The sequence below is a fragment of the Spirosoma arcticum genome (assembly GCF_054779955.1).
In genome coordinates this window covers 425,209-440,185 of the sequence record NZ_BAAGXG010000003.1, presented here as the reverse complement: position 1 = coordinate 440,185, position 14,977 = coordinate 425,209, and the positions used below count along the sequence as shown (strand labels likewise).

Here is a 14,977-nt window from a genome sequence, read left to right as displayed (position 1 = left end):
GCTCCTCAACCGTTTATGAAACAGTATATACCTGTCTGCCCGGTCAACGTCAGTCCGAGCCGTTTCCTGCCTGTGCGGCTATGGCTGTTTTTTTTGCTGGCTGTTCCGACAGTTGATAGTGGGTTTGCCCAATCCGTTGGCCGCCCCATAACGGGTGCCGTTCAGGATGCAAAAAGCGGGGCATTGCCAGGGGTGAGCATCCTGCTTAAGGGCACCGAAAAAGGCACCACTACCGATGCTGATGGGCGTTTCACCCTGAACGTACCCGACGAAGCCGCGATTCTACAGTTCTCGTATATCGGTTACGTCACGCAGGAAGTAGCCGTCGGTTCGCGCTCAGATGTCAGCATCACGTTGCTTGAAGACGATAAGACCTTGAATGAAGTCGTCGTGGTTGGCTATGGAACCCAGCGCAAAAGCGACCTGACGGGAGCCGTCTCGACCGTAACGGCCAAGGATATTGGACGATTGCCGGTGGGCGGCATCGACCAGGCGCTACAGGGTAAATCGTCGGGGGTACGCGTGACGCAGTCGACCGGTGCACCGGGAGAGGGCGTGTCGGTCCGAATTCGGGGCGTTGGCACCATCAACGACAACAGCCCGCTGTTCATCATCGACGGCGTACCAACCAAAGACGCGTTCAGCATTCTGAATCCCAACGACGTGGAGAGCATGTCGGTGCTAAAGGATGCCTCATCGGCGGCCATCTATGGCGCGCGGGCGGCTAACGGTGTCATTGTCGTGACGACCAAACGCGGGCAGAGTGGTGCACCCCGCATTTCGTTCAACAGTTACTCCGGCGTTCAGCAGGTAGGGCGGCTGATTCCGATGGCTAACACCGCCGAGTACGTTCAGGTCTACAACGAAGCCGCCAACACCGACAATGCTGAACTGGGCATTCCCAGCCTGTACCGCAAACTCATCACCGACGACCCCGGCCAACTGCCTGACACCGACTGGCAGCGGGCCATTTTTCGTACCGCCCCCATTCATAACTACCAGCTTTCGTTCAGTGGCGGCACGGAGCGGTCGCACTACCTGATTTCGGGTAATTATTTCGATCAGCAGGGCATCATTCTCAACTCTGGCTACAAACGTTACGCCCTGCGGACCAGCGTCGATACGGACATGGGGGGTAAAGTGAAAATCGGCACGAGCATGAACCTGACGTTCTCGAAGCGCAGCATCGTAGGTAGCTCGGGCGATGGTTTCGGCGGTAATGGTGGCAGCATCGTCCGGTACGCCTTGTTTCGCACTCCGGCCAACCCGATTTTCGACCCCGTCACCGGCGACTACGCCGACCTCTCGGCCCGCCCTGATCTCTACGGCGATGGCTACAACCCGGTGGCGCTGGCGGAGAAACAGGACAACAACGAAAACCAGTACCGCGCCTTCGGGAACCTGTTCGGCGAGTGGCAGATCATCGACGGGCTGCGCTTCCGGACGGACGGCGGGCTGGACCTGAGTTTCATCAACCGCAAAACGTTCAACGAAAATTGGGGAACCAACAACCGCATCAACAGCCCCGCCACGCTCAGCAACCGCATCAGTACGCTCAGCAACCTGAACTGGAATAATACGCTGACCTACGCCCGTACCGTTGGCGGCAAGCACGACATTGCGGTGCTGGTGGGTACGGAAGCCATTCAGAACATTGGCCGGGACCTCGTCGGCTCCGACCGGAACTTCATCGACCAGTCCGACAATCTGCGTTTCCTGGGCCGGGGTAACGATCCGCTGGGTCGGTCAGCGTCGGAAGGGGATCAGCGCTGGAAACTATTCTCGCAGTTTGCGCGGGTCAACTACACCTACCAGAACAAGTATTTGCTAACGGGTAACGTCCGGCGTGACGGCTCATCACGGTTCTCGCCCCTAAATCGCTACGCCACCTTCTTTTCCGGCTCGGTGGGCTGGAACATTGACCAGGAAGCGTTTTTCCAACGGTTCACGAACGTCGTGTCGGCGCTGAAACTGCGGGCCAGCATCGGGCAGTTGGGCAACCAAGACATCGGCAATTATCCCTACGCGTCCATCGTTGGGGGTGGATTCAATTATCCCTTCGGCAGTCCGCAACAAACCAGCAACGGCTACGCCATCGTCAGCCGGGGCAACTCGAACGTGAAGTGGGAATCCTCGACGCAGACCGACATTGGTCTTGATGCTGCTTTTCTGCGGAACCGGATTCAGTTCACGGCGGATTATTTCATTAAAACCACGTCCGATATTTTAGTGCCCGTGCCGGTACCGCGTTCGGGTGGGTCAGCGGGTGTGCCCTACGTTAATGCCGGGCGGGTCGAGAACAAAGGGCTGGAACTGGACCTGATCTACCGCGACCGGAAGGGCAGTGTCAGTTACGACATTACCGCCAACGCGTCGTTTATTCGCAACAAAATCATCTCCCTCAGCGACGGGCGGCCCATTCCGGGCGGACGCATCGACAACGGCGTGTTTGCCACGCTGACCGAGCCGGGCTATCCGATTGGATCGTTTTACTTATTGCAACAGACCGGTATTTTTCAGAATGAAGGCGAGATTTTCACCAGTGCGTTTCAGGGGAACGGCATCCGCCCCGGCGACGTGAAATTCGCCGACATCAACGGGGATGGTGTTATCAACCAAGCCGACCGCTCGCACGTGGGCAGCCCCATTCCAACGCTGACCTACGGCCTGACGGCCAACGCGCAGTGGCGGGGTTTCGACGTTTCGGTGTTTTTTCAGGGCGGGGCGGGTAACAAAATTTATTACCAGGTCGCGACGGACATCGAAGGATTTTACCGGGCGTTCAACGTGACGCAGCGCGTGGTGCAGGACCGCTGGACGGGCGAGGGGACGAGTAACACCCAACCGAGAGTTTCGTGGCGCGGGTCGGCCAACAACAAACAACCCTCGACGCGCTTTCTGGAAGACGGCGCTTACACCCGCCTGAAGAATTTACAACTCGGCTACACGCTGCCCGCCAAACTGAGCCAGAAAATCGGCTCGTCGACGGTGCGGGTGTACGTAGCGGGTCAGAATCTGCTGACGTTCACGAAGTACCCCGGCCTCGACCCGGAGCAGCAATCGTCGGATAATCTCAACAGTGAGCAGTTCCGGGGCGACGTGGCGGTGGGCATCGACTGGGGTACCTACCCAAGCGCAAAAACGTACACAATCGGTCTGAACGTCGGATTTTGATGAGAACTATGAAACGAGTTTATAAACTATTCCTGCTGGCCAATTTTCTCGTCCTGACCACCATCGGCTGCAAAGATTACCTGAACGAAGAACTGCTCGGCAACTATTCGGACGGGACGTTTTTCAGGACCGAAGCGCAGGCGGTGCTGGCGATCAACGCGGCCTACACGCCCCTGTCGTTTTCGAGTGACCGCAACCGGCTGTGGGTATTCGGCGATGTGGCGTCCGACGATGCGGCCAAAGGCGGTGACCCCGGCGATCAGGCTGATATTGGACTGGTCGATGACTTCCAGATTTTTCCCAATAATGGACCCGTCGAGTCGCAGTGGGGCGAGTTGTACGAGGGCGTAGCCCGCTGCAATCAGGTGCTGGCGCAGGTGCCGGGTATCACGATGAACGCCGATCTGAAGATCCGAATTCTGGGCGAAGCGCGGTTTTTGCGGGCCATGTACTATTTCTATTTGGTGAACATTTACGGCCCGGTGCCGGTACTGCTGGAACCGAAAAACGCCGATCAATTGCAGATTGCGCAGTCGCCGGTGGCGTCGGTGTACACGCAGGCCATCGAACCGGATTTAGCCGAAGCGATCAAAAACTTGCCTGCTACCTACGAAGGGGCTAACGTGGGGCGGGCCACGAAAGGAGCCGCCACGGCCCTGCTGGCAAAGGCGTATTTGTACCAGCAAAAGTGGGAGCAGGCTGTTGCGACGGCCGGGCAGGTACAGGCTATTGGTAATTACGCGCTGTTACCGGTGTTTTCCCAGAACTTCAGTCAGGCATTCAAAAACAGCCGCGAGTCGGTGTTTTCGGTGCAGCATCTGGCCGGACAGGTGCCATTTACGGGTAATCGCCTGAACCAGTGGTTTGCGCCCCGGCCGGGTGAAAACGGCTACTTTTTCAACGCCCCAACGCAGAGCTTTGTCAATGAGTTTGAGAAGACGGGCGCGGGCGTATTCGACCCCCGGCTCGACTACACCGTTGGGCGTGAGGGGCGGCCGTGGGTAAATGGCGAACCGTTCCAGGCCAATTGGTCATCGACGGGCTATCTAACCAAAAAGCATGAGCAGCCGCTGGCCGAAATTCCACCCGCCACTAAGGGCGACGGCAACCTGAACTACGTAGCCATCCGGTTTGCCGACGTGCTGCTGATGCAGGCCGAAGCACTCAATGAACTGAACCGCCCGGCCGAAGCCCTGCCGTTGCTGAATCAGGTTAGGAAGCGGGCGCGGGAAAGCTACCTGAACGACCCAACGCTGAGCGCCCCCATGTCGGCAACGGGAACGCCGGGTTCGGGTACCGCCGTTGTGGGCACCGTTCCGGCCGGACTCTTGCCCGACATAACGGTGGCCAGCCAGTCGACCGTGCGCGACGCCATCCGTCACGAACGGCGCGTGGAACTGGGTTTCGAGTTTCACCGCTATTTCGATCTGATGCGCTACGGCAAAGACTACGCCCAGGCCGCCCTGCGCGATAAGCCGCAGTTTAAGTACGAAACCAACCGCTATTTCCCAATTCCGCAGAGTGAGCGGGACACCAACAAGGCTCTTACATTTTAATTATTTCAATCAATTCAATTTTTACTACTATCATGAAAAACAATTCATTTTCGCTCCGTTCGCTGCTCGGTATGGTGCTGGCGGCTATGCTAATGCTGGTCGTGTTCGAGTCCTGCAAGAAGGACGACGAACCGGCGGCTATTCCTGTCGATAAAACCCGGCTCAAAGCTCGGTTAGACAGTGCTAACGCTGGATATGCCCTGGCGGTCGAGGGTGTGCAGGTTGGTCAGTTCGAGATTGGGTCAAAAGCCGTTTTTAAAACCGCTATCGACGCGGCTACGACAGTGAATACTAACGCCAACGCCACGCAAACGGAGGTCAACAACGCCTACGTAAACTTGGGGCAGGCTGGTGTTGTGTTCCTGAGCAAGCGGGTGCAGGAAATTGCGCCCGATAAATTAGCATTGTACCTGAAAATGGACGGTAATGCGAATGATGCATCGGGCAAGGGTTTCAATGGATCGCTAAAAGCGGGTAGTACGCTGTGGGGTGCCGGTACACCCACTCTAACAAAAGACCGCTACGGGGTTGACGGTAAGGCGTACCATTTCTTCAAAGGCGGTAATATTGAAATACCTTATAATCCAGCCCTAAACCCGGCCAAGGAAATTACAGTCAGTGTGTGGGCACGCATGGATTCAAATTCGGTTGCGGGTAATAACTATATATTGGGCTTAAACCGCTGGAATGGCTATAAACTCAATATTCAGCAAGCCAATTATGCGTTCTTCACAGTTAAGACCACTACTGGAATCATTGACCGTGACAATGCCGCCCCGACGCTGGACCTGAATAAATGGTATCACATCACGGTGAGCTACAAAGCGGGTAACATGAATTTTTACCTGAATGGCGCATTAGTGAAAAGCTGGCCTAACTTAACGGGCGATCCTGTGGCCGTAAAGAATACGATTAATTTAGCCATTGGTCAGGATTTGCCGACAAGTCTATACCAGGCCAACGAGAAAGATGATGCCGACGGCAACAATTTCAATGGTCCCTGGGGCGGTTATTTCCGTGGTGATCTGGACGAAGTTCGTATCTATAACGTTGCCCTGAGCGACACGCAGGTGACGTCGATTTATAACGCGGAGAAGCCGTAATGTTAGAATGCTTTTGTCATGCTGACGCAGGAGGAATCTTCTCTAAATAGCAGGAAAACATGGCTTTAATCGAAGATGCTTCCTGCGTCAGCATGACAAAAACAAGAAAGATGCCCAAATGCCCGTTTCTCCTGCTATTCCTGCTTCTCACTGCCTGCCAGCGCGACGACCCGACTCAGTCGCGGGCGCTGACGTTTTGGTGTTCCAACAACGCTGGGGAGATTACGTTTGCGAAGGAGTTTACGGAGCAATGGAAACGTACCCGGCCCGACAAACCACTGCGCTACCAGCCCATCCCCGAAGGGCAGTCGAGCGAGGAGATTATTCTGGCGTCGGTGGTGGGCAAAACCACGCCCGACATCTACGCCAATATGTGGCAGGGCAGCGTCGAGATGTACGCCAAAGCCAAGGTGCTGGTGCCACTCGATACACTGAAAGGCTTCCTGGAGTTTATCACCGCCCGCTGCGATAGTGCCGTGATTCGGGAAATTACGTCGTCGGATGGACACATCTACCAAGTGCCGTGGAAGGTGAATCCGTTTATGCTGGTCTGCAACACCCGCGCCCTGAGTGGGCTCGGTCAGCCGTCGCTGAAAACCGGAGGCCCGCCCTACACCTATGCGGGTTATACCGACGCGGGGCGGCAGTTTAAGCAGGATAACGATGGCGATGGTTACGTGGATCAGTGGTTGGGTTACACCGAAGTAAAAGCGATCTGGTATCAGCGGTTGTTCAATTTTTACCCGCTTTATTTGGCCGCATCCAACGGAGCGCCCCTGCTAACCCGCACACCGGGCGGACAACAACGGGCTGCGTTCAATAATCGCTATGCGGTGGAAGTGTTCCGGTTTCTACAGACGCTCTACCGGGAAAATTACTTCGCTAAAGAACGACTTTCCGCCACCCGGGACCCGTTTTTGGCTAAGCGCATTGCTTCGCAGTTTACTGGTCCTTACACAGTTGAATTCATCGAAAAGTACAAAGACCCCGGTTTCGAGTATGGTTCCTACTCCATGCCCGTGCCCGATGGTCATACGGGTCCCGTTTACAGCTACGGCGATCCGAAAAACATCGTAATCTTTAATACCTGCCGTGACCCGCAGGCCGCCTGGGAATTTGTCCGAACACTGGTCGATCAACCCGGCGATTTGCGGCTGCTGGAACTGACCAATCAGTTTCCGAGCCGGAAAAATCTGGACACCAATCCATACTTTGCGACCTTCCTGGCGAAACACCCCGGTTTGCAGCCGTTCGCCAAACAAACCCGGCATATCAAAGGCGTCGACAATAGCGAGGTCATTGTAGAGGTATTCGATATTATTTCGCAGGAGTACGAAGCCTGCGTTATTTTCAACAAAAAAACGCCCGAATCTGCCATCGCTGATGCAGCAAAGGCGGTGGACGTGTTACTTGGCAATTAGACGAGCTTTAGCCCGTGTTTTGTAAATAGAGAGCACGGGCTAAAGCGGCAGCGGCCGACCGTCTATGGGTACGAACGTATGAAAAAATTTACCCCCTACCTCCTCGTTTCGCCTTACCTGCTTCACGTGGCGGTGTTTGTCCTGTTTCCGGTGGTGTTTTCGGTGGTGCTGACGTTTCATAGCTGGAACATCATTTCGCCGATGCAATACGTCGGGCTGGCCAACTACGAGCGGTTGTTTAGGGACCGGCTTTTTTGGCAGGCTATTTACAATACGCTGCGGTTCCTGGTCGTGCACATTCCGCTGCAAATTCTGATTGCGCTGGCGCTGGCTGAGTTGCTGAACCGGACGGTGCGGGGAGCGAGCTTTTTCCGGGCCGCTTTTTTCCTGCCCGTCATTGTGTCGGGCGTCGTCGTCACGATTCTGTGGCAGCAATTGCTGAGCTTTAATTCGGGACTGCTGAACCGGCTGCTGACGGCTATTGCCCTGCCGCGCGTGGCGTGGCTCGACGACCCGGCCGTGGCGATGTACTCGATTGCGGTGATGGCAACCTGGAAAAACGTTGGGTTATACGTAATTCTGTTCCTGGTCGGCCTGCAATCCGTGCCCGAACAGTACTATGAAGCGGCCGATATGGAAGGGGCCACCAATTGGCAGAAGTTCCGTTACATTACGCTGCCCATCATCAACCCAACGATTTTTACGGTCGTTGTTTTGTCGACCATCAGCGGGTTTTCGCTCTTCATCGAGCCGTACATCATGACCGAGGGCGGACCAATGAACACGACGCTGTCGGCGGTGATGTACATTTATAAACAGGCCTTTCAATACTATCACATGGGTTATTCGGCCACGCTCGGCTTCTGCTTCGCGCTGATTATCCTGTTCGTGGTGGTGATCCAGAAGCGGTACGTTGAACAGGAAATTTAATATGCCCCAAACCATTCTCAAATACACGCTCTTGATTCTGGCGGCCCTGTCGTTCGTGTATCCGTTCGTCTGGATGGTAAGCGCGTCGCTGTCGTCGGAGAGCGGGCTGGGGTCGCTGGTGCTGTTGCCGGAAGGGTTCACGTGGGGAAATTACGTGACGGTATTCACGAAGATTCCGCTGGGCCGGGCGTTTCTCAACAGTGCGTTTGTTGCCATCGTCACGACCGGCCTTGTACTTGTTTCGGGCGCGATGGTCGGCTACGCGCTCGCCCGGCTCAACTTTGTGGGGCGCAGTGCCATCTTTTACCTCATCATTTTCACGATGACGCTACCGTTCCAGATCACGCTCATTCCCAACTATATTACGATGGTACGGCTCGGCTGGGTCGACACGTATTTCGCGCTGATTGTGCCGTTTGCGCTAAGTTCGCTGTCGGTGCTGCTGTTCCGGCAGGCGTTTCAGGGCTTGCCGCAATCGCTCATCGACGCGGCCCGGATGGATGGGGCGGGAGAGTTGCGAATTATTTTCCAGATCCTCGTGCCGAACATTCTGCCCACCGTGCTGACGATTACGATCCTGACATTCATGGGCTTGTGGAACGAAGCACTGTGGCCGCTGATCGTGATCCGCGATGAGCCGACGATGACCATGCCGCAGTTGGTGACGCTGTTTTCGGTGGGTGGCCGGGCCGATGCGCAACTGGGCGTCAAGATCGCGGCTGCCGTCGCGCTGGCCGTGCCGATTGTGATCCTGTATTTATTCTTCCAGAAACACTTCATCCGCAGCATGGCTACGTCGGGGATGAAGGATTGACAACGTTTCACGTATGCGACAACTCCATATTCTGTTTATTTTTCTGCTGGTCTTTTCGTGCAAAAAAGACCAGCCCGCAGCCCAGACCCCAACGGTCGCTGAGCGATATGTCAGTCTGTCGCATCTGGACCGGCTCTACCAGGCCGTCAAATTAGCAAACGGGGCCGAGGTCGGGACGGTGGCTATCTACAGCGAAGCCCCCGACTACCGGTTGGTAACGGATGCCGACGAGGGTTTTACCTGCGTGGACGACGTGTCGCGGGCAGCCCTGTTTTTACTCCGCGAACCCGACCTTGCCACCAGCACCGACAAGCAGGCTAAACTTCGGGCCATGACCGAATTTGTATTGCAGCTTCAGTCGGAGGGGGGGTATTTCTACAATTTTCTCTGGCCCGACCGACTGATTAACAAAACCTTCAAAACCAGCGTTGCCGAGCCGAATTTCTGGTCATGGCGGGCGATGTGGCACCTGACTGAAGTGTACCCGTACTACCAGAAAGCTGACCCCGCGCTGGCCGGACGCATCCAGACCGCAACCCAGAAATTAGTAACGGTCACGCTCCGTGATTTCGGTAGTCGGCGGCAGGAGTTCAATTTTGTACGGGGTGTGAAAGTACCCAAGTGGCTCCCGTTCGGGTCCGGGTCCGATCAGGCGGCTATCATGCTGCTCGGTCTGGCCAACGTTCAGCAACAGACACCCAGCGCCGACGTACTGAAACTGATTGAGTTGCTGGGCGAGGGCATTGTGGCCATGCAGTACGGCGGGCCGGGGCAGTATCCGTACGGTGCAATCTTGAGTTTCGAGAACAACTGGCACGCCTACGCCAGCGATCAGGCCTACGCGTTGTTACGGGTCGGCAAAGCCCTGAATAAACCCGCGTGGCAGACCGCTGCCCGGCGCGAAATCGACAATCTTTACCCATACCTGCTCAAGGAGGGTCTGCTCGAATCGTTTGCCGTTGAGCAGTCGGGCAGTGAAGTAAAAGCGGTTGCTACCGCTAAATTTTCGCAGATTGCCTACGGCGTTCGGCCGATGGTCTGGGCCGCGCTCGAAGCCTACGATCAGACGAAAGATGCCAAATACGCTGATATGGCCGTGCAGTTTGCGGGTTGGTTTCTGGGAAAAAACCCCGCCAACGCCGTCATGTACGACCGCGCCACCGGCCGGGGTTACGACGGTATCGGCTCGAACGCGGTCGTAAACCGCAACTCCGGGGCCGAATCCACCATCGAATCACTCTGGGCGTTTCAGCGGCTGGAACAGTACCCGGAGGTGTTGAGTAAACTAAAATAAAGAGTGATAGAGCGAACCGGAGCGCCGGACCGGAGTGAAAGAGCGGTTTTCGCCGGATTTAGCGCTCTTTCACTCCGTTCCGGCGCTCCGGTTCACGCTTTCACTCATTCGTTTCATGGCTGAAGTACTTCTGAAACACATTGCCAAGGCATACGCGGGTGGGCCGCAGGTAATACGCGACGTAACAATCGACGTGAAGGACCGCGAATTTGTGGTGCTGGTCGGGCCGAGTGGCTGCGGCAAGTCCACGCTGTTGCGGATGATTGCGGGACTCGAGGAAATCACCGATGGTGACCTGCTTCTCGACGGGCAGCGGATCAACGACCTTGCCCCCAAAGACCGCGACATCGCCATGGTGTTTCAGAACTACGCGCTCTACCCGCACATGACCGTCTTTGACAACATGGCGTTTGGGCTGAAGCTGCGCAACATGCCGAAAGATGAAATCCGGCAGCGGGTGACGCGGGCAGCTCAGATTCTGGAGATCGAACCCCTCCTCGACCGCAAGCCCAAAGATATGTCGGGTGGGCAGCGGCAGCGGGTGGCCATTGGGCGGGCCATCGTCCGCGAGCCGAAAGTGTTTCTGTTCGATGAGCCGCTGAGCAACCTCGACGCCAAACTGCGTGGCCAAACCCGCATCGAACTCCAGAAACTCCACCGTGACCTTCAGGCTACGATGATCTACGTCACTCACGACCAGGTCGAAGCCATGACTCTTGGCGACCGGATTGTGGTGCTGCGTAACGGTGACGTGATGCAGCACGACACGCCCCTGACGCTCTACAACCAACCTGCCAATCGCTTCGTGGCGGGGTTCATCGGCAGTCCACCTATGAATTTCCTGCCCGGTCGGATTGCGACCACCGGTACGACATTATGTTTCGAGAGCGAAGGCGGTACGGTACAAATCGGCCTGAGCGACTCTGCTCATCATTCCGCGCTGACGCCGTACGATGGCCGCGCTGTCGTGCTGGGCATCCGGGCTGAACACTTGAGCGACCAGCCCATGAGCGGTCAGCGACCCTATTATTCGCCGGATAAACGCATTGTTCCTGACGCCGTTGAACACATGGGCAGCGAGACACTGGCTTATTTTACGGTTGAGGGGCACCGGTTCATCGCCCGCCTGTCCAGCGATGCAGTCATCAGCACAGACAAGGCGATGGCCACGTTCTGGGACGTTGACAAGGCTCACTTTTTTGATGCCGAAACCGAACAGGCCATTCGGTAGACAGGCTACGCCCTAATCTCTTTTCCGCAGTGGGGACAGTGTCGGGTAAGAGGGGCTTTCTGGTTTCGGATATGTTCAGTAAATCCTGATACCAAAATACCCGTCGGTAACGCAAATAAGCCGATTCCTATAATGGCTGCGATACCGCCGAGGAACTTGCCGAGGGGTGTAATGGGAAGCATGTCGCCGTAACCAACGGTCGTCATGGCGCTGACACCCCACCACATGGTGGCCGGAATAGAGGAAAATTTGTTGGGCTGAGCCGGGTGTTCCACGTAATACACCACGCTCGATACGATGATGAGCATAAATACCACAAGGACTATGCTCAGTATCAATTCTTCTTTTTTGTCGCTCACTACCCGCTGTATCATACGGAACGCGTGGGAATAGCGCGAGATGCGGAACAGCCGGAAAATCCGGAACAGCCGTAGAATTCGGATGACGGCCAAATCGGTGGTAAAAAGCGTGACGTAGAACGGGATAATAGCCAATAAGTCAATGATGGCCGACGCCGACAGCATATACCGCAGCCGCCCCCGGAACCAGTGCCGGTACCGGTCGTTTTCGACGCAGACCCAAACTCTGAGTAAATATTCGATGGTGAAGAATCCGACCGAGAACAATTCAAAATCGTAGAAAAGACGTGCAAACCGTTGGTTGTATTCCGGCACCGTGTGCAGCACAATGGCGACGGCGTTTAGAGTGATGATGCTGATGAGCGTAATGTTGAACACTAAGCTTACACCCCGCCGTTTGCCCGACGAGGTTTCGAGAATGCGGTAAAGAGTTCGGCGGAGCGAGTGCATAACGGCCAGGAAGGGGTATGACTCGCAAGCTACGCAGTCGCGCTGACTTTGGGTAGCGTTGCCGGGTAAAGGAAGCTGACCGAAGTAAAGCGTTTACGGGTGGTGCTTTACCTCACCAATGCGTCGGTAACGCTGGAGTGCAAAGAAAATAACGACTAAGGCCAGCGCGGCCGTGCCGCCCGAAAACAGTCCGATGCTGCGGGTTGAGAAGAAATTTAAGGCTTCGCCGGAAAGGTACGTTCCGGCGATATCGCTCAGGTTAACCATCGCCATATACGTCGTAAACTGGGAGCCTTCCACGCCCCGGCGGCAAATAGCCATCAGCACCGGCATAGCGGCCACGCTGATGCAGGGGTCCATGAAGAACAGGGCCACCAAGCCCGTTTGTGACACGTCGCGCCGGACCCACAGATCGGCTATCAGGTTAAAGCCGATGAGGTAAGCCGCCACCACAACCAGCATGATGACCAGGAGCCGACGCGCACCGATCCGGTCGGCTACGTAGCCACCCGTCAGCGATACGGCCGCTGCGGCAACCATACCGTACGTACCGGTCAGGACCGACAGCTCGGTGTCGCGCCACTTGAGTTCGCGAATCAGGTGAAAATTATAGGCCCGCAGAAACAGGGCGACGCTGACGTAGGCCAGGATGATGGAGCCGAACAGCAGCAGACTGCGCTTAGCCAGCAAACCCTGGAACAACTCGGTGAACAGCCAGCGGAAATTGTGCGGCACTACGTCGGCAGATCGGGTTGACCCGGTGGTTGCCGGATCACCAGGTTGGCGGGCCGAGACCGGGGTTGCGGAGGGCGTTGGGCGTTCCCGCCCGAAGTAGGGCCAATTTAGGCGGGGCAGGAGCCGGTCGCCGGGTTGTTCGCGGATGAAAAACGTCAGCACGGCCCCCGTCAGCAGGCAAAGCACAAGCGTCAGCGCGGCTGCGTGGAAGCCATAATTCCTCAGGATTACGGCAAAGATGGCTGCGCCCCCCCCGTAGCCCGCCAAATAACCGATTCGCATGAAGCCATTGGTGCGCCCCCGCTCTTCTTCGGGCGTGACCGTAATGGCCAGTGCGTCGACGCTGGCGTCCTGAATGGCGGCAAAAATGCTCCGCCCGAAAAACAACCAGCTAAGCGTCGTAATCTGCCCCACCGGGTCGCGCACGAGCAGCAATGTCAGCGACGCCAGCACAGTCATGGACTGCGCCCCGACAACCCACGGCTTGCGCCGACCCATGGAGGAACCTTGAAACCGGTCGATGAGCGGCCCCCAAATAAACTGAAACGCCCACGGCAGGCCGATAATGGCCACAAACGAGCCGACCAAATCGGGTTTGACGCCTTCGGCCGCAAAATAGTTGGTCAGCGCCGTCGTGTAAAAACCCGCCGGAATTCCCTGCATGATGTAGAGGTACAGAAAAACACCGTAGCGCAGAGGTCTGCTTCGACTGAGGGTGAGCGGGTAGGAGGGAGGAGGTAAAGCCGTTATCATGCGTCGAAGTCAGGCGGGTGAACCGGTACAAATTACGTCGTTACTCTCTCTACCCAGTGACGAATGATTATGTTTGGCCCGTTGCCGAACTATCGCGCAAAAAATCCGTTTAATGTATTGCGCGACCCGGATAATATACCGAACATTGCCCGCGTTTTCTGCCTATAGTAACCAATGGCCAAGCTCGTCTACATACCGACTTTCTTTCATACCACGCCATTTCGGTTCAGGTCCGTGAGGACTATATAATATCGCCTGCCTACGTGGCAGCATCTTTTCGTCAATTCCCATCCTTTTCATTTCTAACAACAGCCCGGATACTCTATCCGTCCCGTTTTGTGGCTTTGCAGCCGCCCAGGTAACGCCAATGATAACGCCCGAAATAGTTAACGATCAGTTTATTGTTCAGGTTGCTAACGAAGACCATCTGAAACTGGCCGAAACCATTTGTCAAGAGATGGAAGAAAGTGCGAAGGCCAGGGGAACCGGCATTGCCAAACGCTCTCCCATTTACGTGATGGAGAAAATGCTCGAAGGTAAAGCCATCGTGGCCACTACGCTCTCCGGCGAGTGGGTTGGGTTCTGCTACGTCGAAACGTGGGAACACGGTAAGTTTGTGGCGAACTCCGGCCTGATCGTTCGCCCTGAACACCGTAAAAGCGGCATCGCCACGCGCATTAAAGCCAAAGCGTTTGAACTCTCACGGACCAAGTTTCCGGATGCCAAGATTATCGGCATCACGACGAGCTTAGCCGTAATGAAAATCAACTCCGATCTTGGCTATCAGCCCGTTACGCTCAGCGAACTGACCACCGACGATTCGTTCTGGAAAGGATGCCAGACCTGCGCCAACTTCGACATTCTAACCCGTACCAACCGCAAGCACTGCCTATGTACGGGGATGCTCTACGACCCCGAGGAGCATGAAAAGGAGAAGAAAGAAGACAAGTGGAATTTTCTGAAAGAATCAAAACTCTACGAACGCTGGATGCGCATCAAAGAGCGTGTGCTGATGCGGCTCCACACCGACCGGACGCGCCGAAAGGAGCGGGAGTTGGAATCGGTAGGGTAATCATCTTTTCAAACGAATCAATGCGTACAAAAGCCGCACTCAGTTAGTCTGGGAGCGGCTTTTGTTGTTGTTCAGTGGGCCTTCT

General features: G+C 55.9%; 11 protein-coding genes. 9 read left to right on the top strand and 2 right to left on the bottom strand.

Annotated features, from left to right (window positions below; all coding sequences use genetic code 11):
* Nucleotides 1-15 precede the first annotated feature (15 nt).
* The 8 genes from ACYVHB_RS09030 (at nucleotide 16) to ACYVHB_RS08995 (ending at nucleotide 11,523) form a co-directional block, all read left to right on the top strand.
* The gene (locus ACYVHB_RS09030) at nucleotides 16-3,174 is read left to right on the top strand and encodes a SusC/RagA family TonB-linked outer membrane protein (protein WP_461051377.1); all 3,159 of its coding nucleotides are present in this window, start codon (nucleotides 16-18) and stop codon (nucleotides 3,172-3,174) included.
* An 8-nt stretch (nucleotides 3,175-3,182) separates the two neighbouring features.
* Nucleotides 3,183-4,730 carry a RagB/SusD family nutrient uptake outer membrane protein gene (locus tag ACYVHB_RS09025; protein ID WP_461051376.1) on the top strand — a complete coding sequence of 516 codons (1,548 nt, stop codon included), beginning with the start codon at nucleotides 3,183-3,185 and terminating at the stop codon, nucleotides 4,728-4,730.
* Between the two features lie 32 nt (nucleotides 4,731-4,762).
* Nucleotides 4,763-5,833 (top strand): LamG domain-containing protein, encoded by a 1,071-nt coding sequence (locus ACYVHB_RS09020; protein ID WP_461051375.1) that lies wholly within the window; start codon nucleotides 4,763-4,765, stop codon nucleotides 5,831-5,833.
* Between the two features lie 59 nt (nucleotides 5,834-5,892).
* Entirely contained in the window at nucleotides 5,893-7,254 is a 1,362-nt protein-coding gene (locus ACYVHB_RS09015) for an extracellular solute-binding protein (RefSeq protein WP_461051374.1), read from the top strand.
* Between the two features lie 78 nt (nucleotides 7,255-7,332).
* Entirely contained in the window at nucleotides 7,333-8,184 is an 852-nt protein-coding gene (locus ACYVHB_RS09010; protein WP_461051373.1) for a carbohydrate ABC transporter permease, read from the top strand.
* Between the two features lies 1 nt (nucleotide 8,185).
* Nucleotides 8,186-8,998 (top strand): carbohydrate ABC transporter permease, encoded by an 813-nt coding sequence (locus ACYVHB_RS09005; protein ID WP_461051372.1) that lies wholly within the window; start codon nucleotides 8,186-8,188, stop codon nucleotides 8,996-8,998.
* Between the two features lie 13 nt (nucleotides 8,999-9,011).
* Entirely contained in the window at nucleotides 9,012-10,292 is a 1,281-nt protein-coding gene (locus ACYVHB_RS09000; RefSeq protein WP_461051371.1) for a hypothetical protein, read from the top strand.
* A gap of 115 nt (nucleotides 10,293-10,407) precedes the next feature.
* Nucleotides 10,408-11,523: an ABC transporter ATP-binding protein gene (locus ACYVHB_RS08995; RefSeq protein ID WP_461051370.1), complete on the top strand. Its 1,116-nt coding sequence runs from the start codon at nucleotides 10,408-10,410 to the stop codon at nucleotides 11,521-11,523.
* Nucleotides 11,524-11,528: 5 nt separating this feature from the next.
* On the opposite strand, the gene ACYVHB_RS08990 is transcribed toward ACYVHB_RS08995, so the two are convergent.
* Together ACYVHB_RS08990 and ACYVHB_RS08985 are read right to left on the bottom strand one after the other, a co-directional pair.
* Complete coding sequence (locus ACYVHB_RS08990; RefSeq protein ID WP_461051369.1) at nucleotides 11,529-12,332, bottom strand: ion transporter; 804 nt, start codon at nucleotides 12,330-12,332, stop codon at nucleotides 11,529-11,531.
* A 93-nt stretch (nucleotides 12,333-12,425) separates the two neighbouring features.
* Nucleotides 12,426-13,820 carry an MFS transporter gene (locus ACYVHB_RS08985; RefSeq protein ID WP_461051368.1) on the bottom strand — a complete coding sequence of 465 codons (1,395 nt, stop codon included), beginning with the start codon at nucleotides 13,818-13,820 and terminating at the stop codon, nucleotides 12,426-12,428.
* A gap of 367 nt (nucleotides 13,821-14,187) precedes the next feature.
* Between ACYVHB_RS08985 and ACYVHB_RS08980 the strand changes: the two genes are divergently transcribed.
* Nucleotides 14,188-14,892: a GNAT family N-acetyltransferase gene (locus ACYVHB_RS08980; protein ID WP_461051367.1), complete on the top strand. Its 705-nt coding sequence runs from the start codon at nucleotides 14,188-14,190 to the stop codon at nucleotides 14,890-14,892.
* Nucleotides 14,893-14,977: the final 85 nt, after the last annotated feature.

Coding starts and splice junctions, on each gene's coding strand:
- ACYVHB_RS09000 (WP_461051371.1), top strand. CDS start 9,012: ATGCGACAACTCCATATTCTGTTTATTTTTCTGCTGGTCTTTTCGTGC.
- ACYVHB_RS09020 (WP_461051375.1), top strand. CDS start 4,763: ATGAAAAACAATTCATTTTCGCTCCGTTCGCTGCTCGGTATGGTGCTG.
- ACYVHB_RS08980 (WP_461051367.1), top strand. CDS start 14,188: ATGATAACGCCCGAAATAGTTAACGATCAGTTTATTGTTCAGGTTGCT.
- ACYVHB_RS08995 (WP_461051370.1), top strand. CDS start 10,408: ATGGCTGAAGTACTTCTGAAACACATTGCCAAGGCATACGCGGGTGGG.
- ACYVHB_RS09025 (WP_461051376.1), top strand. CDS start 3,183: ATGAAACGAGTTTATAAACTATTCCTGCTGGCCAATTTTCTCGTCCTG.
- ACYVHB_RS08985 (WP_461051368.1), bottom strand. CDS start 13,820: ATGATAACGGCTTTACCTCCTCCCTCCTACCCGCTCACCCTCAGTCGA.
- ACYVHB_RS09010 (WP_461051373.1), top strand. CDS start 7,333: ATGAAAAAATTTACCCCCTACCTCCTCGTTTCGCCTTACCTGCTTCAC.
- ACYVHB_RS09005 (WP_461051372.1), top strand. CDS start 8,186: ATGCCCCAAACCATTCTCAAATACACGCTCTTGATTCTGGCGGCCCTG.
- ACYVHB_RS09030 (WP_461051377.1), top strand. CDS start 16: ATGAAACAGTATATACCTGTCTGCCCGGTCAACGTCAGTCCGAGCCGT.
- ACYVHB_RS09015 (WP_461051374.1), top strand. CDS start 5,893: ATGGCTTTAATCGAAGATGCTTCCTGCGTCAGCATGACAAAAACAAGA.
- ACYVHB_RS08990 (WP_461051369.1), bottom strand. CDS start 12,332: ATGCACTCGCTCCGCCGAACTCTTTACCGCATTCTCGAAACCTCGTCG.